Genomic DNA, 22937 nt, shown 5'->3' on the forward strand with positions numbered 1-22937 from the left:
ACAAAATTAATTGCTTACTTTTTGCTTACTTACGAAAATCCTCGCGGATTTTCTTTGTCAGTAATTATTTATTAACTTTATTGCTTAACCAACGCAACTAACCTTGTACAACAACGTTGGCAATAATGCAAGAATAATAAATAATAAATAATAAAAATATGAATGATTTAGGAGGCTCAATTTGGTCGGCTGCAGTATTACTCTTTTTTTTAATGGATCCATTAGGTAATATACCTGTATTACTATCAGTTTTGAAGGGCATAAGCCCTAAACGTCAGCGATTTATTATTATTAGAGAGCTTTTAATCGCTCTGGTAATATTGATTATTTTCCTTTTTGGAGGGCAGAATCTTTTAAATTTTCTTCATTTACAACAAGAATCAGTTACAATCGCTGGAGGAATTATCTTATTAATAATAGGTCTTCGATTGATATTTCCTCGTCCAGAAGGTGTAATGGGAAAACAACCTGATGGAGAACCTTTTATAGTTCCGATTGCAATACCTATGATTGCAGGCCCTTCAGTTTTAGCGATGCTAATTCTAATGACTAGTAATGAACCAGATCAATTGGGTAATTGGTTTTTCGCTCTTCTTATCGCCTGGTCACTATCTGCATTATTGTTGCTGACTGCCCCATTTCTTTATAAAATTCTTCGTGAGCGAGGGTTGAAAGCTATTGAACGCTTAATGGGAATGATCTTAGTTATGATGGCAGTACAAATGTTAATAAATGGGATTAAAATTCTTTTCTAATATAATTTAATAAAGGCACGTATTGCCAACAAAGAACTGAGCTAAAAAACAACTCTTTTCTTCATTAAATTTACGCACTATTATTTTAGGCTCATAATGCTATGAATTCGTATTTTGAGCTTTTATTTTTTATGTAAATACTACTTATTTTGATAAAACAGAAACGTACGTTTCGTCATATGGTAAACCTGATTTTGCAATAGCAAAACTCTGTTTTATCAGTTTATTTGAAACCGCTATTAAAGCCAATTTCTTACTCTTACCCTTGTTAACAATTCGCTCATAAATCTCGCGACATCCTTTATTATGCTTGCAAGCTGTAAAAGCACAGAGAAACAAGAGGTTGCGTAACTTCCTATTTCCAACCTTACTTATTCTACTTCTTCCACGTACACTACTCCCAGATACTCTTATCGTTGGAGTAATTCCTACATAACTACATAATTGTGAAGCTGTTTCAAATTTCTTAAATCCATCAGTAATTACAATTAAAAACAATGCCGTTTTCAATCCTATTCCTGGAATACTAGTTAGCAATGTTAACTGTGCTTGTTGGTCTTGTTTTACTAATGATAGTACTTTTGTTTCGATTCCTAAAATCTCTTTGTCTAAATGTTTTTTAGTCCGTTTTAATGAACCATAAACCCACTTAGAGGGAATCCCTAAAACTTCTTCTCCGTGGATTTTATTCTTAACCGCTGTGCGTTTTTTAATATCACTATCTAATAACCTAAACAACTGTAAACACTCACTCTGAACATTAGTAAGAGCCGTATACAATGGAACTTCATTGATACTTCCATATTCACAGATAGCCTTTGCATCACTTTTATCCGTCTTTACTTTAGATAATTTCATTTGGATAAAACGCTTTACAGACAAAGGATTTACCACCGATACAAAAATGCTTTGTTTGTATAAAAACTGAGCTAATCTGTAATGGTAATAACCTGTTGCTTCCATAATAACTAATGAGTTTTTAGGTAAACTTTTTAAAAAGGTTTTAAACCCTAATTCATCATTTTTAAATTGATCATGACCATTTGTACTTCCATAAACATCAAAAACGTCTTTACTGATGTCAACTCCAAAAATTTCCTTATATTTATTCATAAGAACTGATTTATGAAAGAATAACCTACTTTTACTCACAACAACTTGAAATCGAGATCTAGGTCTCACAGAACTGAACGTGATTGTTAGTAGAAAAGAGAGAGGATTATCAATGTTGTCGAAGTCTTGGCTTCACCGTGTATATTAACCTTAATTCTCTCTTTTATTCTTTCTGATTTATATACTTAAATTTAGTCTTTTATTATAAAATGCTAACTTAAGCCGTGTAAAAAAAATTGCTTAATTTTAGCTTAATAAAAATTAGTGGCTTTTTTATAAACTTCTATTTTCCTTCGGAAAATAGCCGTTCACTTTAATCGCAACTTTTCATAACACAACAACGTTGTACACAATTAGTGAGATACCTATAAAAATAATTAAATGAACAAAAATAAAATTCAACATTACATTAATAATTTTCGGAGAAAAATAAGTCCTTATCTAAAAAAAGACATAGGACTTAAAACAATTGTTTACCCATATTCTAAAGGTGTTTTGTTATTATTTGAATTTGGTCCAAATGTTCAAAACAAAGATGAATACAGGTCGAAATCTGAAAAAATAAGTGAAGTTCTAAAAAAAACTAAAATTACATTTTTTGGAGAAACTAATGACAATTTAACTTTCCAAGGTACGAATACGGTTATGTTTGATAATAACATAGCAATAATAAAAGATTTAACAGATAACGAATGGACAGATAAACAAGCCTCAGATGATGTAAGTAAAATTCTAACACCTCAAAAACAGTCGTAATTATGAGTGATGGAAAAATACGAATAAAAGACATTGAGGGAGACGCTGGACAAATAACTGATTTATGTAAAAATTTAGGATTTGACTTAAATAGCTATTTGAATGAAAAGCCAGTAAAAAAACAAATAAATAAAATTTGGATATACATTACAGTTCCCTTATTTTTTATTTTATGTTGTTTAGTGTGGGCAGCACCATTAAACCCATCATTATTTAAAGTTTTGATTTTAGGATTATTTCTTTTGTTAGGAGCTATTGTTGTCATAATTCAATTTAATCACGATAATTGGATGATATCAGGAATTTCAGGAATTACTGGAATTTGTCTAATATTGATTTCGCTCAATGTATATACACCACAGGAAATTATTAAGAAGATTGAAAAACAAACAACGAACAAGCTAAACGAAGAATAACTGTGTACAACACCGTATAAACTTTATTGCTGGTTATAGCTCACTTGGGAAATTCCTTCGGAATTTCGCCGTTCGTATTTTATTTAGTAAATTCACTGCTAAACCAACGCAACAAAGCTTATACAACAACGTTGGCTGTAATATCCAAGACGAAAATTTGAGGTAATAATAATAATAATATATATCAAAAAAATGAATCCAATAGAACACGTAAGAAGAAGAGGAAAACTAAGACTTGAATTTACAAAAAATTTTGACGGAATAATTAATCAAGCGAAAAATAATGAATCAACAAAAAATTTACCTTTAAACTTAATGGTATCAGAATATACCAAAACATTAAAAAATCAATATATTGGAACTGAAGCAGGAAATAGAATCATAGAAACTTATAAAGTTGACAAAAAACAAATTTCTGAATTAATTGAACAAGCTGCTGAAATAACGATTAAAAGGTTTAGTTAATAAACATAAGAAAACACAATGAATAGATTTGGTATTAAAATCTATAATTAAATTAAAAAATATGAAAGAGTACACTAAATTGAATGACAATTTTAGTAAAATTTTTGACATACTTGATTCACTTGAAAAAGATATTTACGACTCAAGAACTTGTGATGAAGGTTTTTCAGAATTAGCTATGTTAGCATATTCAATTAGAATAGGAATAGTAGATAAAATAGATAATAATCCTGAATGGCTATTGCGAAAAAATATGATATTAATAAGTAATGGGTTTTTCCGTGTTAAAAAATATACATTAGAAAATGCTATTGAAATTATTGTTGAAAAAATTGAATTATTAGCTTCCTACAATTCATCAACTTCTACATTTATATCTGGAATTCTTGAAAAAAATCGATATTTTAATGAAATTGAGTCAAAAATGGGGTTTCAACAAAGACATCAAATTCATAATGCTTTTGAATAAATACTACAGCCAACACCTTGTATAAAAAATTGCTAAATTTGGCTTAATCAAAGTTTGTTGCTTTTTTAATAAACTCTATTTTTCCTGCGGAAAAATGCCGTTCATTTAAAACGCAACTTTCCATACAAAACAACGTTGGCAAAAACTCGGGAAAGGCGCCGAAATAAAGTCTGTTTTATAAATTTACTTCTTGCTTTTCCTCTCTTTTCGAAACCCAATTTCGGAAAATGTAGAAATTTAAAATTTATGGAACAGTCTCTCGCTCGTGAAATTTTGTAAAAATTGGAGAGTTTGAAAAATTTAATAAAATGGAATTTACTCAAACCCTGAAAATCCAAAATTGTGGAATTTTCACTCAAGCCTTGAATTTAGCAAGTTTGCGGAATTTAGCAAAATACGGAAAAACAAAATGGTGGAATTCTTACTCAAACTCTGAATTTATAAAGTTTACGGAATTCTCACTCAGAGTTTGAATTTTGAAAAAAAAGAAAATTATGAAAAAGTTGAACGAAATAAAAAAATCACGCATTTGCCAACAACTTGTATAAAAAATTGCTACTTTTAGCTTAAACAAAGGCTGTTGCATTTTTGTAAACTTCTGAATTTCCGTTGGAAATTCCTCGTTCACAAAAATCGCAACTTTCCATACAAAAATACGTTGCCAAAAATTGTCCAGAACCACTCAAACCGTTGGAAAAAAAAACAACAAAACTCTTGAATTTTAAAATGTTAGACACTCTCTCGCGAGTCAAAAATTTAGTTTTTATAAAAATTAAAAAAGTTGAAAATATATAGATTCTTAAAACAAAGTTTGTGGAATTTTTACTCAAACTCAAAATTTTAAAAGGCGGAGAAATCTCGTTTTTCAAGAATAAAAGAAACCACTCAAATGTTGAATTTCCAATTATTGCGGAGTGAAAATCTTTGCGGAATTATCACTCAAACGCAAAATTTGAAAATTAGGAAAGATCTCGTAAGTCAAAACATGAAAAAACACTCAATTGTTGAATTACCAATATTGCGGAATTGAAAATCTTTGCGGAATTGAAAATCTTTGCGGAATTGTCACTCGAACGCTAAATCTCGAAAATAATAACCAAAATAGGAAAAACAAAAAACAACTTTAGGCAACACCGTGTAAAAAAAATTGCTTAATTTTAGCTTAATAAAAATTAGTCGCATTTCTATAAACTCCTATTTTCCTTCGGAAAATAGCCGTTCATTTTAATCGCAACTTTTCATAACACAACAACGTTGGCAATAATTTCCAATCACACCTAAATAAAGGAATGAAAAATAAATTTACGAAAAAAGAATCTGAGTTAATAGATTTAATGTTGGAAAATTTCTTGACAATAGATTCAAATATCAATATTTCTAATGGTTTTTGTTTTAAGTTTTGTAATGAATTTAATATAGTAAAAGAAACTTATGTTTCAATGTGTTTTGAATTACATAACAGAGATTTAATAAAATACAATGAAAAGTTAAATTGCTTAACCCCTAAAAAAACTGAAATTAAATCATTCTTAAATAACGGAGGAATGACTGAATATTGGTTAAGAAGGAATAAGTTGAAATATGATTTTAACATTTCAAAAACAAAATCTTGGTCTTTCTATTTATTTCTTGTAATATCTGTTATTGGTGGAATATATAGCTGTATCAAAATATATGAGTATGTATGTAAAAAACCAAAAGGAAAATTGGCTGAGGAATCCATATTGCAAAAGGAAGAGGAAAAAGAAAAATTGAATACTTTAGTTTTAAACCAAGTTCATATTGATTCTTTGCATACTCCCAACAATCTTGAAAATAATAAAACCTCAAATAAATAAAAAAGGCTGAATATACTGTTATGAATAAAACTATTGCCAACACCGTGTAAAAAAAATTGCTTATTTCTGTAATTATCATTTGTTCTGTTTTTCCTTATTTACTATATTTATAAATCGGAAAGTTTAAGCGTTTTTAACGCAACTTTCCTTACACAAACTCGTTGTATTTAATGGCGGATTTCCAGTCGGAAATCCACAAGAGGCATTTTATTAAAAATAAAAATTGTTCAACTATCAAGTTGTCGGATTTTGAAAATAGAAACGCAAAAAGATTAACAAATTGAATCGGTACGATTTTTAGCACAATTGCGGAGTGAAAAGTTGAAACGGATAAAATCACCAATCAGAACGGAATTAAGCAACGAAACGGTTTCATTTTAGCAAAATAACGGAGAAATCAGCAGAACGAAATCCTAAAATGATAAATTCTAGCTAAATCGAGAAACATTTCCGATTTTGCCAATTATAACGGAGTGTTTTGACCCCTATAAAACAAGAGTAATCTTTTAAATTTCGATTATTAATTAAGCTGTTAAATTTTTCATCATAATTAGATGTTTATCTGTATTCCATTTTTCCATTGGGGTTATACGTCCCTGTTTTGACCCCTATAAAACAAGAGTAATCTTTTAAATTTCGATTATTAATTAAGCTGTTAAATTTTTCATCATAATTAGATGTTTATCTGTATTCCATTTTTCCATTGGGGTTATACGTCCCAACAATCCGTGAAGTCTTCTATTGTTATAAAATTTCACGTATCGTTTTAATATTTGCTCTATTTCACCAAAATATTGATAGTCGAACCTTTTAAAAACTTCTTTTTTTAATATTCCGTGATACGCTTCTATATGTGCATTTTCCTCAGGTGTTGCAATGTGTGTAAATTCTTGTTGTACTCCGATTAAACCTAAGTATTCACGTACTCTTTTAGCTATAAATTGGCTTCCATTATCACTTCTAATAACTACATTATTGGGGTAATCATAATCTTGAAACAACTCAGATAGTAATGTAATAACGTGATGCTGTTTAATGGTAAAAGAAAAATAGTCTTTTAGTATTCTACGAGTATGAACGTCTATGACCGAGAGTAAATAAGCATTCTTTCCTACACTTGGTATCCAAACCATTTTTATATCCATTTCCAGGCATTCTAAGGGCTTAGAAGTGTGAACTTTTCTGAACTTTACAAACTTGCGTCCTGAACCACTTCTATCTATCCTATTATCTAGTTTGAGTAAGCCTTCTTCTTTCATAATTCTATATAGTTTTTTATGATTTATAGTGTACCCCTCTCTTTTTAAATAGCTGGTCATTAATCGATAACCACAATCTATAAACTCATGCTGTAAAATTTCTTTTATAGCTGCAACTACATCGTTTTGTAATACAAAGCCTTTGGTCTTATGAAAAGTTTCTTTAGTTGGCTTATTTCCTTTTTTACCACCACTAGGTTCTCTGTAGTAACTACTCTCTACAATACCTACCATTTTTAGGATTTTTGTTTTGCTACACTTATATTTTTTATAAATTGCATTGACTAAATCTTTCTTGGATCGGACGTTCCAAACTTTTTTTTTAAAAGTTCTCGTTGTACTTCAAGCTCAATTTCTCTATCACTTAATAATTTTCTTAAAACTCGATTCTCTTCTTCTGCCTCTTTAAGTTCTTTACTCTTGGTATCATAAGTTACCTTCAAACCTGCTTCTCCTTTGTGCTCAAACTTCTTTCGCCAACTGTAAAATGTTCCAGTGCTTACACTGTATTTTCGGCAGGCTTCTACAATACCTATTTCTTCTGAAACTGATAGAATTTCTAACTTCTGTTCTAATGTCCATTTCTTGTATTTCATATCTCAAATATATTAGTTTTGAAATTTAAAATATCACTCCGAACTATTAAGGGGCTAAACTACAACTTGTTTCATAAATTTAAAACAAATAAATCAAAGTCTTTCAAAAAAATTAATTAACAAAGTACCAATAAGTATATTAATACAAAAATGTAATGAAATTGACAGTAAGGATAATTTGGACGGAGCATTAAGTGAAATAAAAATTGTTTCAAAAGAATGTTGGACTAACTTGAAAAATGAAATTAAATAAACACTAAAAAGCAAAAGAAAAAATTATTAATATTAAATGCAATACTACATCAACTCACTTTAAACCCCTTCAATACTTTGTTCAAACAACAAACCACCTTTATACATTCCTTTTAAAACAGGCCGAATATCTATTCCTAATTGCGTTAAACTATACTCTACTCTTGGTGGTACTTCCGGAAAAACCGTTCTAATAATTAAACCATCGTTTTCTAACTCTTTTAGCTGCTTAGACATCATACGCTCACTTATATCCGGCATTAACTTAACCAACTCACTGTATCTTTTTTTACCCTGATAAAGATGCAGAATAATGGTACCTTTTCTTTTTCCTTTAATAGTATTTATAAAAGTATCTATAGGACAATAACTTTTTTTCATTTTTTTTTAGGCTTACAAGTATTATAAACAGACAAAACAGCACAAAATGTTCGTTAGGATACAATTTGTAAGCTCTTGTGTATCAAAATATTTTAATTGAACTTTGATGTAAAAATAAGGAAAAACAGATAAAACAACAATATGGATAATCAATCGAATTACAATGCTTTTAGAGTAGAAGAAAAAGATGGAAGCTATATTTCTTCTGTTAAAAAAACACCTTTTACAGCATTAAAAAAAGGCGAAATATTAATAAAAGTACACTATAGTTCCCTAAACTATAAAGACGCATTGTCTAGTATTGGAAATAAAGGCGTTACTAGAAATTACCCACACACACCAGGCATTGATGCTGCAGGAACCATTGTTTCTTCTGAGTCTGAAAAATTTAAAACTTCTGACGATGTTATTGTAACAAGTTACGATTTAGGAATGAATACAGACGGAGGTTTTGCAGAATATGTTAAAGTACCCGAAGATTGGGTTGTAAAGTTACCAAACAACCTTTCTATGAAAGAAGCCATGACCATTGGTACAGCTGGGTTAACCGCTGGTATGTCGGTTTTAAGATTAAGTGAAATGGTAAAACCAGAAGACGGCACTATCGTAGTTTCTGGCGCTACAGGTGGCGTTGGCTCTACAAGTATTGCCATCTTAAAAAAATTAGGCTATAAAATAGCTGCAATTACAGCGAAAGAAACTGAAATTGATTTTTTACAAAAACTTGGAGCAGATGAAATTATCCTACGAAAAGATTTTGAAGAAATGGTAAAAAAACCGCTTTTAAAACCTCTTTTTGCAGGAGGAATTGACACTGTAGGTGGCGTAATTCTAGAAAACATTATAAAAGCGACACATCCGATGGGCGTTGTAACTTGTTGCGGAAATGTAGCTTCTCCAAAACTTGAGTTAACCGTATTCCCTTTTATTTTAAGAGGAGTTACTTTGATTGGTATCGATTCTCAAAATTACCCAATGATCTACAGAGAAAAAGTATGGAATAAATTAGCCACAGATTGGAAAAATGACCAATTAACCGAAGCTTCAGCTGAAATACCTTTAGATAAAATAAGCGAAAAAATAGATTTAATGTTACAAGGAAAATTAAAAGGTAGAACCTTGGTTTCATTAACACAATAAATTACATCGATTCCCCCAATTCCTAAAAAAAATTGCTAATTTTTTAATAAACTAAAATGCCTCTATATTAGAGGCATTTTAATTTAAAGGTCTTTTTAAACGTCAAATAAAATATAATTAATTTAGAACCTATTTTTTTATCTAAAAAGCTAACTCATACCTCTTTATAAATTAAATACATCCTCTCAAAAAAATATTTCAAAATATTTTTCAGCAAATAAAATATTAATCGTAATATTGCAATTAATAAATAAAGCAAATATATGGGATTAGCAAAAACCGAAATGTTTACCGATCAACAAAATGAAATAGCCTTGTTTGCTAAAGTTTTTGGTCACCCAGCAAGAGTAACTATTTTACAACATTTGTTTAAGATTGATTCTTGTGTGTGTGGTGATTTAGTAAACGAAATAGGATTGGCACAACCCACTATTTCTCAACATTTAAAAGAATTAAAACATTTAGGGTTGATAAAAGGAAGTGTGGAAGGTACAAGTGTTTGTTACTGTATTCATAAAGAAAACTGGACCGCAATGAAAACGATTATGTCAGAATTTTTGAATCAAGATTTATCTCAAAAAACAGATTGCTGTTAAAAAAATTTATCAGCATTCATCGTATAATTACAATTAATAAAAACATTCATTATGAAATTATCAGAAGTTAAAGTAGCATTAAATAAATTAGAAACCATCGGTTTTCAATTACCAAACGGAGAATTAGTAGCAAGTCATTTTCATGTTACAGAGGTTGGTAAAATCACCAAACATTTTATTGATTGTGGCGGAACCGTAAGAAATGAAGAAGTGGTAAACTTTCAACTTTGGAATGCAGATGATTACGACCATAGATTGCATCCAGAAAAATTATTAAACATTATAGAACTTTCTGAAAAGGTTTTAAATATTGAAGATTTAGAGATTGAAGTAGAATACCAAGCAGATACAATTGGTAAATTTGGACTTGATTTTGATGGAACAAACTTCTTACTAACTTCTAAGCAAACAGATTGTTTAGCCAAAGACAATTGCGGAATTCCGGAAGAAAAACCAAAATTACAATTTTCAGAATTAGCTACAGGAAACACTTGTACACCTGGAGGCGGATGTTGTTAACATAAAACCTGCGAACATCTGCGCAATCAGCTGCAAATAATATTAATCTATTCAATATTATTTGCAGATTTCACAGATTTACGCAGCATAAAAAGACACTACAATTATTTTAAAAAAAACTTAACAAGCTTACCAAAAATAAAAAAAATTAACTTAAAATAATGATCACAACACAAACAACGCTATTTTCTGAAATAGAAAATGCAATTAAAGACTTAAACCCTGCAACGATATCAGAAGAACGAAAAGCTGTTTTACAACCGTTAGCAGATTTTATTCAAGATAAAGTTAGGAATCAACAAGAAATAAACATCAACTTTATTTGTACGCACAATTCTAGAAGAAGCCATTTATCTCAAGTTTGGGCACAAACAATAGCTAATTATTTTAATATTAAGAATGTGTTTTGTTATTCTGGCGGAACAGAAGCTACAGCGCTTTTTCCTATGGTTGCTGAGACTTTAAAAAGTACTGGATTTCAAATTAAAACAATTGCCGAAACGAGCAATCCTATTTATAGTATTAAATACGCCAACAATGCGCATCCTATTATTGGGTTTTCTAAAAAATTAGATGATGATTTTAATCCAAAATCTGAATTTGCAGCTATTATGACTTGCTCGCAAGCAGATGGTGGTTGTCCGTTTATTGCTGGCGCAGAAAAACGCATTCCGATTACTTTTGAGGATCCAAAGGCATTTGACAATACACCTCTACAAGCTGAAAAATACCAAGAAAGAAGTCTGCAAATTGCAACAGAATTATTTTATGTTTTCTCTCAAGTAAATTTATAAAAATGGCTTTAAAAAAATTAAGTTTTTTAGACAGTTACCTCACTTTATGGATTTTTGTCGCTATGGCATTTGGTGTTAGTTTAGGCTATTTTGTTCCAACTTTTCCAGACGTTATCAATTCATTTAGTAGCGGAACCACAAATATTCCTATTGCTATTGGGTTAATATTAATGATGTATCCGCCTTTGGCGAAAGTAAATTACGCTCTATTACCTAAGGTTCTTAAGAACACAAAAATATTATCTATTTCGCTTCTTTTAAATTGGATTGTTGGCCCTGTTTTAATGTTTATTTTGGCAATTACATTTTTACGTGAGTATCCAGAATACATGGTGGGACTTATTTTAATTGGATTGGCACGTTGTATTGCCATGGTTTTAGTTTGGAATGATCTTGCCGAAGGTAGTGCCGAATATGGTGCTGGATTAGTAGCTTTAAACAGTATTTTTCAGGTATTTGCATACAGTTTTTATGCGTGGTTATTTATAACCGTACTTCCACCTTATTTTGGGTTTGAAGGTGCCATTGTAGATATTTCTGTAGATACCATTGCAGAAAGTGTGGCTATTTATTTAGGAATTCCGTTTGTATTAGGTATTTTAAGTCGACTTATTTTAGTAAAACTAAAAGGAGAAGATTGGTACACAAACAAATTCATTCCTACTATTTCGCCAATGACATTAATTGCATTGTTGTTTACAATTGTGGTGATGTTTTCTTTAAAAGGAGAATTAATTGTAGAAATACCTATGGATGTTTTAATAATTGCTGTTCCTTTATTAATCTATTTTACGTTGATGTTTATCATTGGGTTTTTCGTTACCAAAGCAACAGGAGCCGAATATGATAAAACAGCAGCCGTTGCTTTTACAGCAGCAGGTAATAATTTTGAATTGGCCATTGCAGTTGCCATTGCCGTTTTTGGTTTAAACTCAGGACAAGCATTTGCAGGAGTAATTGGCCCCTTAGTAGAAGTACCTGCATTAATTTTATTAGTAAGAGTTTCTTTTTGGTTGCGAAAAAAATATTTCAAAAAAATCAATATATAAACCTCATAATAGTCAGCATTTTAATGTATAAAAGTTAAATTTGTCTTTATTCTTTTTAAGACGCAAGAAGTATGAATTTAACCATTGAAAACATTTTATTAGTTGGCTCTATATTACTTTTTATAAGTATTATTGTTGGTAAAACTTCCTATAAATTTGGAGTACCAACTTTAATACTTTTTTTGGCTATCGGAATGATGGCGGGTTCGGAAGGTATTGGAGGTATTCGTTTTGACGATCCAAAAACCGCACAATTTATAGGGATTGTTTCGCTTAACTTTATTTTGTTTTCTGGTGGATTAGACACAAATTTTAATGCCATAAAACCAATCCTAAAAGAAGGCCTAGTTTTATCCACCGTAGGTGTATTATTGACAGCTCTTACCTTAGGTACTTTTGTTTGGTATGTTACCGATTTTACAATTTATGAAAGTTTATTATTAGGTTCTATAGTTTCCTCTACAGATGCTGCTGCGGTATTTTCTATTTTACGATCTAAAAATTTGGCTTTAAAAAACAATTTAAGACAAACGCTAGAGTTAGAAAGCGGTAGTAACGACCCTATGGCCTATGTATTAACATTGGCTTTTTTAACTTTAGTGATTAATCAAGATTTAAGTATTGCTTCTATTATACCTATGTTTTTTCAACAAATGATATTTGGTGGAATTGCAGGTTTTGGTTTTGGTAAATTAAGTAAAATTATTATCAACAGAATTAAACTAGATTTTGAAGGTTTGTACCCTGTTTTAGTAATTGCCCTTATGTTTATTACTTTTTCTGCTACAGATGCAGTTGGTGGAAATGGGTTTTTAGCAATTTATATTTGTTCCGTTTATTTAGGAAATCAAGATCTTATACATAAAGCAACTATTTTAAAAATGTTTGATGGTATTGCTTGGCTTATGCAAATTGTACTATTCCTTACTTTAGGATTACTTGTATTTCCTTCTCAGATAATCCCTTATATGGGCGTTGGAATCTTAATTTCTGTGTTCTTAATTTTAATTGCAAGACCGCTAAGTGTTTTTATCAGCTTGCTGTTTTTTAAAATGAAACTTCGCAGACGTTTTTATATTTCTTGGGTTGGTTTGCGTGGTGCTGTGCCTATTGTATTTGCCACATATCCGCTTTTAGCGGGAATAGAAAAAGCCAATATCATTTTTAATATTGTGTTTTTTATATCGGTAACCTCTATTTTAATTCAGGGTACTACATTGTCTATTTTTTCTAAATGGCTAAATGTTGCCTTACCAGAAGAAACAAAACCAATTGCAGAAAATGATCGATATATTTTAAACCTACCTAAATCGGCAATGAAAGAAATTGATATTCATAAAGATAGCGATGCCGTGAATAAGCGTATTATTGATTTACATTTTCCTAAATCTGCTTTTATTAGTATGATAAAAAGAAACGGAAAATTTGTGCGTCCAGGAGGTACAACTATTATAAAACCAAACGACACGCTTGTTGTTTTGTTAGATAATGAAGAAAGCTTAACTGAAGTTTACGCTGTGCTTGATAAAAAACAATAGTTAGTAAACATACCTACAAAAGTTAAACACACTAAAGAAAGAGTAAAAATATCTTTTTAAAGCATAAAAAAACGCCTCATTTTCATGAGGCGTTTTTAATATCTATAAAACTACTTATTTAGCAGCTTCTAAAACTTCGGCCACTTTATCTGCAGCTTCTTGAAATTCTGTAGCAGAAATAATTTCCATTCCAGAATTATCAATTAACTCTTTTGCTTCTTTAGCATTTGTACCTTGTAATCTACAAATAATTGGCACATTAATTTTGTCTCCCATACTTTTGTAAGCATCTACAACACCTTGTGCAACTCTGTCACAACGTACAATACCTCCAAAAATATTTACTAAAATTGCTTTTACATTTGGGTCTTTTAAAATAATACCAAAAGCAGTTTCAACTCTTTGTGCATCTGCAGTACCACCAACATCTAAAAAGTTAGCTGGCTCTCCTCCAGATTCTTTAATTAAATCCATAGTTCCCATTGCCAAACCAGCTCCGTTTACCATACAACCAACATTTCCGTCTAAATCTACATAGTTTAAACCAGCAGCTTTAGCTTCTACTTCAATTGGGTTTTCTTCACGTAAATCGCGCATTGCTGCATAATCTCTGTGTCTGTATAATGCATTTTCATCTAAAGAAACTTTAGCATCAACAGCCATTATTTTAGAATCAGATGTTTTTAAAACAGGATTAATTTCAAACATAGAAGAATCTGAACCAATGTATGCTTTGTATAAATTAGTAACAAATTTTGTCATTTCTTTAAAAGCAGCTCCAGATAAACCTAAGTTAAATGCAATTTTACGAGCTTGAAAAGGCATGATCCCTAATAAAGGATCAATCTCTTCTGTAAAAATTAAATGCGGAGTTTCTTCTGCAACTGTTTCGATATCCATACCACCTTCGGTAGAATACATAATCATATTTTTACCAGTGGCTCTATTTAATAAAACAGACATATAGTATTCTTCTGGCTCAGAATCTCCAGGATAATACACATCTTCTGCTACTAAAACTTGGTTTACTTTTTTACCTTCTGCAGAAGTTTGAGGTGTAATTAACATCATTCCAATAATATCATTGGCAATGCTTTCTACTTCCGCTAAGTTTTTTGCTAACTTAACTCCTCCTCCTTTTCCACGTCCACCTGCATGAACTTGTGCTTTAATAACATGCCAACCAGTACCAGTTTCTGCAGTTAATTGTTTTGCTGCATCTACAGCCTCTTTATGGTTGCTTGCAACAATTCCACGTTGAATTCTAACGCCAAAACTGCTCAAAATTTCTTTTCCTTGATATTCGTGTAAGTTCATTTGTAAAATTTTATTAACGGTTTCAAAAATACAAATTCATATATAAAACGGTGCATCTTTTTAATTAAAAAAAAATCTTATATAGCCTCACCTCTTTTTCTTTAAGAAAATTTTAACATTTCGTTTTTGTCACACTCTTATATTTACGAAGTCTTTCCTTTAGCATACATCTATTTATCATTTATAAAAAGAAGGTAAACAGATAGCTATTATGTATACATATAATCAACCAAAACTAATATGTTAAAGAAAATCACTTTATGCCTAATTGCACTGCTATCAGTACAGATGCTCTCTTCGCAACAGAAAAAAATCAGAAAAAAAATTAAAACTACAAGGGTTAGAAAATCTCCTAAAATAGATGGTGTTTTAAATGATCAATCATGGGTAAATGCTGAGATTTGTACTGATTTTGTTATTTTAAAACCAGACAACGGTGCACTTGTTTCAAAAGAATATCAAACTATAGTAAAGGTAATTTATGATGATGATGCTGTTTATATTTCTGCTCAAATGAATGATCCTGACCCTAAAGGAATCCCTCAGGAGTTTTCTACAAGAGATAATTTTAGTATTGCAGACTTCTTTTTAGTTACTATAAACCCTAATGATGATGGCCAAAACCCGTTTGAATTTCTGGTACAAGTTACCGGAAATCAAGCTGATGCCAAAGTATCTAACGGTGATGAAGATTATAACTGGAGTGCCGTATGGGAAAGCGCTGCAAAAATCACTAAAAAAGGCTGGAATGTTGAAATGAAAATTCCGTACAGAGCACTTCGTTTTGCAAACAGACCTGTACAATCTTGGGGGTTTAACTTTCATAGAAGGTTAGAAAAATTAAATGCACAACATACTTGGACACACGTTGATAACACTGTAGGAAGATGGACACAATATGATGGCTTAATTGAAGATTTTAGAGATATAAAACCACCAACTAGATTAAACTTTTATCCGTATGCATCTGCAACCACCAATACTTTTGAAGGAAAAACGGACTTTGATTGGAGTGTTGGGATGGATATTAAATATGGTTTAACAGAAAATTTTACATTAGACGCAACATTAATTCCAGATTTTAGTCAAGTTGGTTTTGATGATGTTGAATTAAATTTAGGCCCTTTTGAACAACAATTTACAGAACAAAGACAATTTTTTACAGAAGGTACAGAGCTCTTTAACAAAGCAAATCTTTTTTATTCTAGAAGAATTGGTAGCGACCCAATAGATCAATTTAATGTAGAAAGCACATTAGCATCTGATGAAGAAATTACAGACTATCCTAACAAAGTTACCATGCTAAATGCTGTAAAAGTTTCCGGAAGAACAAAAGATGGATTAGGAATAGGTTTCTTTAATGCAATTACAGAAAAAACAGAAGCAACCATAAAAAACAATACTACAGGAGACACTAGAAAAGAAGTAATAGCTCCTTTTACAAATTATAATATTTTAGTTTTAGACCAACAGTTTAATCAGAATTCTACGGTAACATTAATCAATACAAATGTTACTAGAGATGGACGCTTTAGAGACGCCAATGTTACTGCCCTAGATTGGCATATAGAAACAAAAGATAGTAAATACAATGCAGATGGATCTGTAAAAATGAGTAATATTACTGATGATATTAATAACCCTAACACTGGCTATACTTTTGATAATAGCTTTGGATATAATTCTGGACATTGGAATTGGGAACTCGGTTACAATTTTGAAAACAAAGATTTTAACCCAAACGACTTAGGAATTCTATTTAGTAATAATGAACAAACAATATACGGAAGTGCTGGTTGGAGAACTTTACAACCCACTAAAAACTATAATTGGTATAATTTTTATTATTACAATAACCTTAATTTTCAGCATTTTTCTGGTATCTATACAGGTTATAATGCGAGTGCTGGGTTTGAAGCCCAAACAAGAAAACGGTTTACTTTTGGAGGGAATCTAAATTATGGCACCCAAGAAAAAGACTTCTTTGAACCTAGACAAGGTACTACAAGTGGAATTTATTTTTTACAACCTGAACGAAAAAACATCAGTGGCTGGATCTCTACCAACTCACAAAAAAAATTAGAATTAAACGCAGATATCTATTACACGGGGTATAGCGAAAACCCAAAACTAGCTTACGGATTTAGTGTAGCTCCTCGTTACCGTTTTACCAATCAATTTTCTTTACAATATAAATTAAGTTATAACAAAACAAACAACGATCAAGGTTATGTAGATGAAGAAAACACAACCATTATTTTCGGAATGAGAGATCGAAAAAACTATACCAACACTATTGCTGGTAAATATAGTTTTAGTACAAAATCTTCATTATCATTAAGTTTTAGACATTATTGGGGTGCTGTAAATTACACAGGATATCACAACCTAAATTCTGAAGGAAATTTAAACCCAAACACCACATATACGGGAGACAACGTAAACTTTAATAGTTGGAATTTAGACTTAAATTACATTTGGCAGTTTGCTCCTGGTAGTCAATTAATTGCTTTTTACAGAAATTCTATTTTTAATGAAGACACCAATGCAGATTTAAATTTTAGTAAGAATTTAGACAACCTATTCGATCAATCCCAAAGACATACCTTTTCTGTAAGACTTGTATATTTTATCGATTATAATAAATTGAAAAATATTTTTTAAATGCTATCCTACTCCTCCTGCAAGGTTTTTCTAACCTTGTAGGTGTTTTTTGCTCACTTTCTAGATCTACAAGGTTTTGAAACTCTACAGAAGAAACAATTTAATTGGTTTAGATTTAAAATTCAGTTGTATATTTTTCTGATTTCTTTTTTATACATTCGTTACAAAGTTTTTAAGTATGATAATAGGTAAAAACATTCACAAATATTATGGGGATGTAGAAGTTTTAAAGGGAGTAGATTTACACATAAAAAAAGGAGAAATTGTTGCTATTGTTGGTCCATCTGGAGCAGGAAAAACTACCTTACTTCAAATTTTAGGTACTTTAGACAAACCTAAAAAGAACGAAAATTTCGAACTAAAATTAAACAATGTTTCACTTAAAAACTTAGCAGACAAAGAGCTCTCTTCGTTTAGAAACAAGCATATTGGTTTTATTTTTCAATTTCATCAATTACTACCAGAGTTTACCGCTTTAGAAAACGTTTGTATACCTGCATTTATTGCTAAAAAAACGAAACAAGAAACAGAAAAAAGAGCAAACGAAATTTTAAATTTCTTAGGGTTATCTCATAGAGTAAGCCATAAACCCAACGAACTTTCTGGAGGAGAACAACAAAGAGTTGCGGTTGCAAGAGCCTTAATTAACAATCCTTCTGTTATTTTAGCTGATGAACCTAGTGGTAATTTAGATAGTGAGTCTGCAAAGAATTTACATGAGCTATTTTTTAAACTACGTGATGAATTTGGACAAACCTTCGTAATTATTACTCATAACGAAGAATTAGCCAATATGGCAGATAGAAAACTAACCATGATTGATGGTAAAATAGTAGAAAAAAACTAATTTTTATGACTCAAAAAGAACTAAAAGAGTTTTTAGATGAAAAAGTAATTCTATACAACAACCCAAAGTTTATTGAGTCTGATCCGATACAAATACCACATTTATTTTCTAAAAAAGAAGATATTGAAATTGCTGCTTTTTTAGCTGCAACCATTTCTTGGGGTAACAGAACCATGATTATCAGGAACGCTACAAAAATGATGAATCTTTTTGATAACGCTCCTTTTGATTTTGTAATGAATCATCAAGAAAGCGATTTATCATCTCTTGACGGTTTTGTACACAGAACTTTTAATGCAATCGACCTACAACAATTTGTTAGGTCTTTAAAACACATTTACACCCATCATAAAGGATTAGAAAATGTTTTATTAGTAAATGAAAAAGAAACCGATTATAAGAACGCAATTCATCATTTAAAAGACGTTTTTTTTGAAGTTGATCATCAACAAAGAACACAAAAACACATTTCTGATCCGCTAAAAAATTCGGCTGCAAAAAGAATAAATATGTTCTTACGTTGGATGGTTAGAGATGATAATAAAGGAGTCGATTTCGGACTTTGGAAAACACATAAATCTGCAAATTTATCTTGTCCTTTAGATGTGCATTCTGGCAATGTTGCAAGAAAATTAAAACTACTTTTAAGGAAACAAAACGATTGGAAAGCACTTTCTGAATTGGATAAAAATTTAAGAAAATTAGACAAAAACGATCCTGTAAAATATGATTTTGCTTTGTTTGGTTTAGGTGTTTTTGAAAAATTTTAACCTCAATTTTGAACACAAAAAAAGATACAATAACAACAAACTAGTTCGCTTTAAAAATGTTTTTTTTATGCTTTCCGCAGATGTTCGTATTCTCTATTTAGATTGATAAATGATATTTTAATTTCAAAAGATTATCTTCACCTCTCAAAAACAAAATAATAAAATCAACTATTTTTGAATCACATAGAAATACCATAAATGCAATTTAAAAATCCGGAAATATTATACTTTTTAGCACTGTTAATTATCCCTATTATAGTGCATCTTTTTCAACTACAAAAATTTGTAAAAACACCTTTTAGTAACGTTGCTTATTTACAAAAAATAGTACAGCAAACACGTAAAAGTTCTCGCATAAAAAAGTGGTTAATTTTAGCTACAAGAATGCTTTTATTTACTGCTATCATTTTTGCTTTTTCACAACCTTATTTTAGCAATAAAACAGCAAACCAAAATCAACATAATTTTATTTATTTAGACAATTCTTTAAGTACAAATACTAAAGGAGAAAAAGGAAATTTACTACAAATAGCTGCGCAAGAAATTATTGAAAATGTTTCAGAAAAAGACGTATATTCGCTACAGACAAATTCTAATTTCTATGATAAAATTACCAAGACAACACTAAAAAAAGTCTTGCTAGAAACAAAAGAAACTTCAAAAAAAGTAGATTTACCTACCATTTTACTGAAATTTGGCAACAACACAAAAAACAAAACAAAAGCTTTAAATAAAACAATATTAATATCTGATTTTCAGAACACTTATAAAAACGAGTTTACAAATGTAACACCCTCTTTTTCGGCCATAAAACTAACTTCTTCTGTAAAAAACAACATTTCTGTTGATAGTGTTTTTATCAACAATACAAATGCAACAAATTTTACTTTAAATGTTCTTGTAAAAAACCAAGGTGAAGCACAAGAAAATATTCCGATTGCTATTTACAACAACAAAAAACTAATTAGCAAACTTACCTCCTCTTTCGAAAAAGACTCTCAAAAAAACATTGAATTTAAAATTCAAAATCAGGAAGAATTTAGCGGAAAAATAGTGATTACTTTTAGTGATGCTTTTTCGTTTGACAACACCTTTTATTTCACCTTTAAAAACGATCAAAAAATCAATGCTTTATCGATAGGAAAACAGGCTGATTTTCTTTCTAAAATTTATACTAAAAACGAATTTAACCTCACACAAACCACGGTACAAAACATCAACTATAATTCCATTTTAAAACAGCAATTAATTGTACTAAATGAAGTAGAAAATTTTACTGAAATTTTATCAAAAAAAATCATAGAATTTTCTAAAAACGGAGGAAGTGTTGTTATTATTCCAAATGAAAATTTGAATATTGACTCTTATAATTCTTTGCTTCAAAAGTTAAATTCAGGAAAAATTACCTCTAAAAAAACAGACACTTTAAAGATTACAAACATCAATTATAAACACCCCATTTTTAAGAATGTTTTTTCTAAAAAAGTAACCAATTTTCAAAATCCAACGGTTCAAAATTACTTTAGCATTTCATCAAAAAATACAAGTACAATAATTTCTTTTGAAAATAATATTCCGTTTATTTCTCAAATTACAAATAACAAAAATAACCTCTATTGGATTGCTAGTTCTTTGGACAAAAAAAACAGCAATTTTATAAATTCTCCACTCATAGTTCCGGTGTTTTATAACTTTGGAAAATGGAGTTTTAGGCATCCAAAATTATTCTATAGAATTGCTACAGAAAATAAAATTGACATTGAAACAGCTATCGAAAAAGACAAAGTTTTAAAAGTTGCTAATACCAAAAATTCTTTTATTCCATTGCAACAAAAATTTCAAAATAAAGTACGCATTACTACCAAAGAGCAACCTTTAAAATCTGGTTTTTATAGCATCGTAAAAGGTGTCGATACCATTCAAAAATTAGCCTTTAATTACCCAAAAGAAGAAAGCTTACTAAATTTTATGGATGTAAGTGAGCTACAAAAAACAAACAAAAACATTACTATTTCTAATTCAATTGCAGATGTTTTTAAAAAAATCAACAAAAAAAATGAAGTTCATTGGCTTTGGAAATGGTTTTTATCGTTGGCAATTGTATCTTTGCTTTTAGAAATTTTGATTTTAAAATTCTATAAACCATGACTACGCTTTTAAAATCGGCAACGATTATAGACTCTTCAAGCCCATATCATCAACAAAAAAAAGACATTTTAATTACCAACGGAATCATTGAAAAAATAGAGGATTCTATAGAAAACAACAATTATAAAGTGGTAACACTAGATAATTTACATGTTTCTTGCGGATGGTTTGATACGAGTGTTTCTTTTGGAGAACCCGGTTTTGAAGAAAGAGAAAACATTAAAAACGGATTAAATGTTGCTGCAAAAAGCGGCTTTACAGCAGTGGCAGTAAATGCCAACTCTAATCCCGTAATAGACAACAAGGCAGCTGTTGAATTTTTAATACACAAGGCAGCTGGATTTGCTACCAACCTATACCCTATTGCTGCTTTAACTCAAAATAGCGAAGGGATAGACATGGCTGAATTATACGACATGCAACAATCTGGTGCCATTGCCTTTGCCGATTACAACCAACCAGTGGCAAATGATAATTTGATGAAAATTGCACTTTTGTACGCGCAAAATTTTAACGGATTAGTTTTTAGCTTTCCCAAAAACAATTCTATTGCCGGAGAAGGTATTGCTAATGAAGGTATTAATAGCACAAAATTAGGACTAAAAGGAAGCCCTGCTTTAGCAGAACACATACAAATTGCTAGAGATTTGTTTTTATTAGAATATACAGGTGGAAAACTACATATTCCAACAATTTCTACAACAAAATCTGTAGAACTAATTGCAGCTGCAAAAAAGAAAGGATTGCAAGTTACCTGTAGTGTTTCTGCACATCATTTAACCTTGTCTGACGATGAATTACATGGTTTTGATAGTAACTATAAGGTAAACCCTCCTTTAAGAACCAAAGCTGACGTAAAAAGCTTACAAAAAGGAATTAAATCTGGAGTTATAGACATTATTACTTCTGACCACAACCCAATAGACATCGAACATAAAAAACTAGAATTTAGTGAAGCCAAGGACGGAACTATTGGTTTAGAAAGTGCTTTTGGAGCCATCAATTCGGTTTTAGGTTTAGAAGATTTTATAGAAAACATCACACAAAAACCTAGAACTATTTTTGGGTTAGAGCATCATTCTATAAAAGAAAACAACAAAGCAGAAATTACTTTATTTAACCCAGAAAGTAACTATACATTTACAAAGGATGATATTTTATCAATATCTAAAAACAGTGCATTTCTAAATAAGAAGTTAAAAGGAAAAGCATACGGAATATACGCTAACAATCAATTAATACTAAATTAAAAACT

22 protein-coding genes are annotated in these 22937 nt (G+C 30.3%); 17 read left to right on the forward strand and 5 right to left on the reverse strand.

Annotated features, from left to right (window positions below):
- The first annotated feature begins 158 nt into the window (after positions 1 to 158).
- Complete coding sequence (locus WHD07_RS05340) at positions 159 to 755, forward strand: YhgN family NAAT transporter (protein ID WP_093145555.1); 597 nt, start codon at positions 159 to 161, stop codon at positions 753 to 755.
- Between the two features lie 144 nt (positions 756 to 899).
- Here the strand turns inward: WHD07_RS05340 and WHD07_RS05345 are convergent, their stop codons facing one another.
- On the reverse strand, positions 900 to 1868 hold the full coding sequence (locus WHD07_RS05345) for an IS110 family transposase (protein ID WP_343328560.1): 969 nt from the start codon (positions 1866 to 1868) through the stop codon (positions 900 to 902).
- A gap of 381 nt (positions 1869 to 2249) precedes the next feature.
- Here WHD07_RS05345 and WHD07_RS05350 point away from each other — a divergent pair, with 381 nt between their 5' ends.
- From WHD07_RS05350 to WHD07_RS05370, 5 genes are all read left to right on the forward strand, one after another.
- Positions 2250 to 2624 carry a hypothetical protein gene (locus WHD07_RS05350; RefSeq protein WP_343330359.1) on the forward strand — a complete coding sequence of 125 codons (375 nt, stop codon included), beginning with the start codon at positions 2250 to 2252 and terminating at the stop codon, positions 2622 to 2624.
- 2 nt (positions 2625 to 2626) lie between these two features.
- Entirely contained in the window at positions 2627 to 3040 is a 414-nt protein-coding gene (locus WHD07_RS05355) for a hypothetical protein (RefSeq protein ID WP_343330360.1), read from the forward strand.
- A 192-nt stretch (positions 3041 to 3232) separates the two neighbouring features.
- Positions 3233 to 3505 carry a hypothetical protein gene (locus tag WHD07_RS05360; protein ID WP_343330361.1) on the forward strand — a complete coding sequence of 91 codons (273 nt, stop codon included), beginning with the start codon at positions 3233 to 3235 and terminating at the stop codon, positions 3503 to 3505.
- A 61-nt stretch (positions 3506 to 3566) separates the two neighbouring features.
- Positions 3567 to 3974, forward strand: a complete 408-nt coding sequence (locus WHD07_RS05365) for a hypothetical protein (protein WP_343330362.1) — start codon at positions 3567 to 3569, stop codon at positions 3972 to 3974.
- Between the two features lie 1289 nt (positions 3975 to 5263).
- Positions 5264 to 5812: a hypothetical protein gene (locus tag WHD07_RS05370; protein WP_343330363.1), complete on the forward strand. Its 549-nt coding sequence runs from the start codon at positions 5264 to 5266 to the stop codon at positions 5810 to 5812.
- 647 nt (positions 5813 to 6459) lie between these two features.
- On the opposite strand, the gene WHD07_RS05375 is transcribed toward WHD07_RS05370, so the two are convergent.
- The 3 genes from WHD07_RS05375 to WHD07_RS05385 form a co-directional block, all read right to left on the reverse strand.
- Complete coding sequence (locus tag WHD07_RS05375) at positions 6460 to 7347, reverse strand: IS3 family transposase (RefSeq protein ID WP_343330977.1); 888 nt, start codon at positions 7345 to 7347, stop codon at positions 6460 to 6462.
- A gap of 8 nt (positions 7348 to 7355) precedes the next feature.
- Complete coding sequence (locus WHD07_RS05380; protein WP_343328339.1) at positions 7356 to 7667, reverse strand: transposase; 312 nt, start codon at positions 7665 to 7667, stop codon at positions 7356 to 7358.
- A gap of 312 nt (positions 7668 to 7979) precedes the next feature.
- Positions 7980 to 8300 (reverse strand): helix-turn-helix domain-containing protein, encoded by a 321-nt coding sequence (locus WHD07_RS05385; RefSeq protein ID WP_343330364.1) that lies wholly within the window; start codon positions 8298 to 8300, stop codon positions 7980 to 7982.
- 141 nt (positions 8301 to 8441) lie between these two features.
- Between WHD07_RS05385 and WHD07_RS05390 the strand changes: the two genes are divergently transcribed.
- From WHD07_RS05390 to WHD07_RS05415, 6 genes are all read left to right on the forward strand, one after another.
- Positions 8442 to 9440, forward strand: a complete 999-nt coding sequence (locus tag WHD07_RS05390; RefSeq protein WP_343330365.1) for a YhdH/YhfP family quinone oxidoreductase — start codon at positions 8442 to 8444, stop codon at positions 9438 to 9440.
- A gap of 263 nt (positions 9441 to 9703) precedes the next feature.
- The gene (locus tag WHD07_RS05395; protein ID WP_343330366.1) at positions 9704 to 10036 is read left to right on the forward strand and encodes a metalloregulator ArsR/SmtB family transcription factor; all 333 of its coding nucleotides are present in this window, start codon (positions 9704 to 9706) and stop codon (positions 10034 to 10036) included.
- A gap of 51 nt (positions 10037 to 10087) precedes the next feature.
- Positions 10088 to 10555 (forward strand): DUF6428 family protein, encoded by a 468-nt coding sequence (locus tag WHD07_RS05400; RefSeq protein WP_343330367.1) that lies wholly within the window; start codon positions 10088 to 10090, stop codon positions 10553 to 10555.
- A 161-nt stretch (positions 10556 to 10716) separates the two neighbouring features.
- Positions 10717 to 11349, forward strand: coding sequence for a protein-tyrosine-phosphatase (locus WHD07_RS05405; RefSeq protein WP_343330368.1), 633 nt, complete (start codon positions 10717 to 10719; stop codon positions 11347 to 11349).
- A 2-nt stretch (positions 11350 to 11351) separates the two neighbouring features.
- Entirely contained in the window at positions 11352 to 12398 is a 1047-nt protein-coding gene (gene arsB / locus WHD07_RS05410; RefSeq protein WP_343330369.1) for an ACR3 family arsenite efflux transporter, read from the forward strand.
- A gap of 71 nt (positions 12399 to 12469) precedes the next feature.
- Complete coding sequence (locus WHD07_RS05415) at positions 12470 to 13936, forward strand: potassium/proton antiporter (protein WP_343330370.1); 1467 nt, start codon at positions 12470 to 12472, stop codon at positions 13934 to 13936.
- A gap of 114 nt (positions 13937 to 14050) precedes the next feature.
- Here WHD07_RS05415 and sucC read toward each other — a convergent pair whose 3' ends face one another.
- The gene (gene sucC / locus WHD07_RS05420) at positions 14051 to 15253 is read right to left on the reverse strand and encodes an ADP-forming succinate--CoA ligase subunit beta (protein WP_105047917.1); all 1203 of its coding nucleotides are present in this window, start codon (positions 15251 to 15253) and stop codon (positions 14051 to 14053) included.
- Positions 15254 to 15493: 240 nt separating this feature from the next.
- On the opposite strand from sucC, the gene WHD07_RS05425 reads away from it, so the two are divergent.
- The 5 genes from WHD07_RS05425 (at position 15494) to WHD07_RS05445 (ending at position 22932) form a co-directional block, all read left to right on the forward strand.
- Positions 15494 to 17917 carry a DUF5916 domain-containing protein gene (locus WHD07_RS05425; protein ID WP_343330371.1) on the forward strand — a complete coding sequence of 808 codons (2424 nt, stop codon included), beginning with the start codon at positions 15494 to 15496 and terminating at the stop codon, positions 17915 to 17917.
- A gap of 178 nt (positions 17918 to 18095) precedes the next feature.
- The gene (locus WHD07_RS05430; protein ID WP_343330372.1) at positions 18096 to 18764 is read left to right on the forward strand and encodes an ABC transporter ATP-binding protein; all 669 of its coding nucleotides are present in this window, start codon (positions 18096 to 18098) and stop codon (positions 18762 to 18764) included.
- 5 nt (positions 18765 to 18769) lie between these two features.
- Positions 18770 to 19534: a TIGR02757 family protein gene (locus WHD07_RS05435; protein ID WP_343330373.1), complete on the forward strand. Its 765-nt coding sequence runs from the start codon at positions 18770 to 18772 to the stop codon at positions 19532 to 19534.
- 198 nt (positions 19535 to 19732) lie between these two features.
- Entirely contained in the window at positions 19733 to 21682 is a 1950-nt protein-coding gene (locus tag WHD07_RS05440; RefSeq protein WP_343330374.1) for a BatA domain-containing protein, read from the forward strand.
- The gene (locus WHD07_RS05445) at positions 21679 to 22932 is read left to right on the forward strand and encodes a dihydroorotase (RefSeq protein ID WP_343330375.1); all 1254 of its coding nucleotides are present in this window, start codon (positions 21679 to 21681) and stop codon (positions 22930 to 22932) included. Before WHD07_RS05440 ends, WHD07_RS05445 begins: the two co-directional genes overlap by 4 nt.
- Positions 22933 to 22937: the final 5 nt, after the last annotated feature.

Origin of the sequence: Polaribacter staleyi, assembly GCF_038024045.1 — a bacterium.
Classification (GTDB): domain Bacteria; phylum Bacteroidota; class Bacteroidia; order Flavobacteriales; family Flavobacteriaceae; genus Polaribacter; species Polaribacter butkevichii.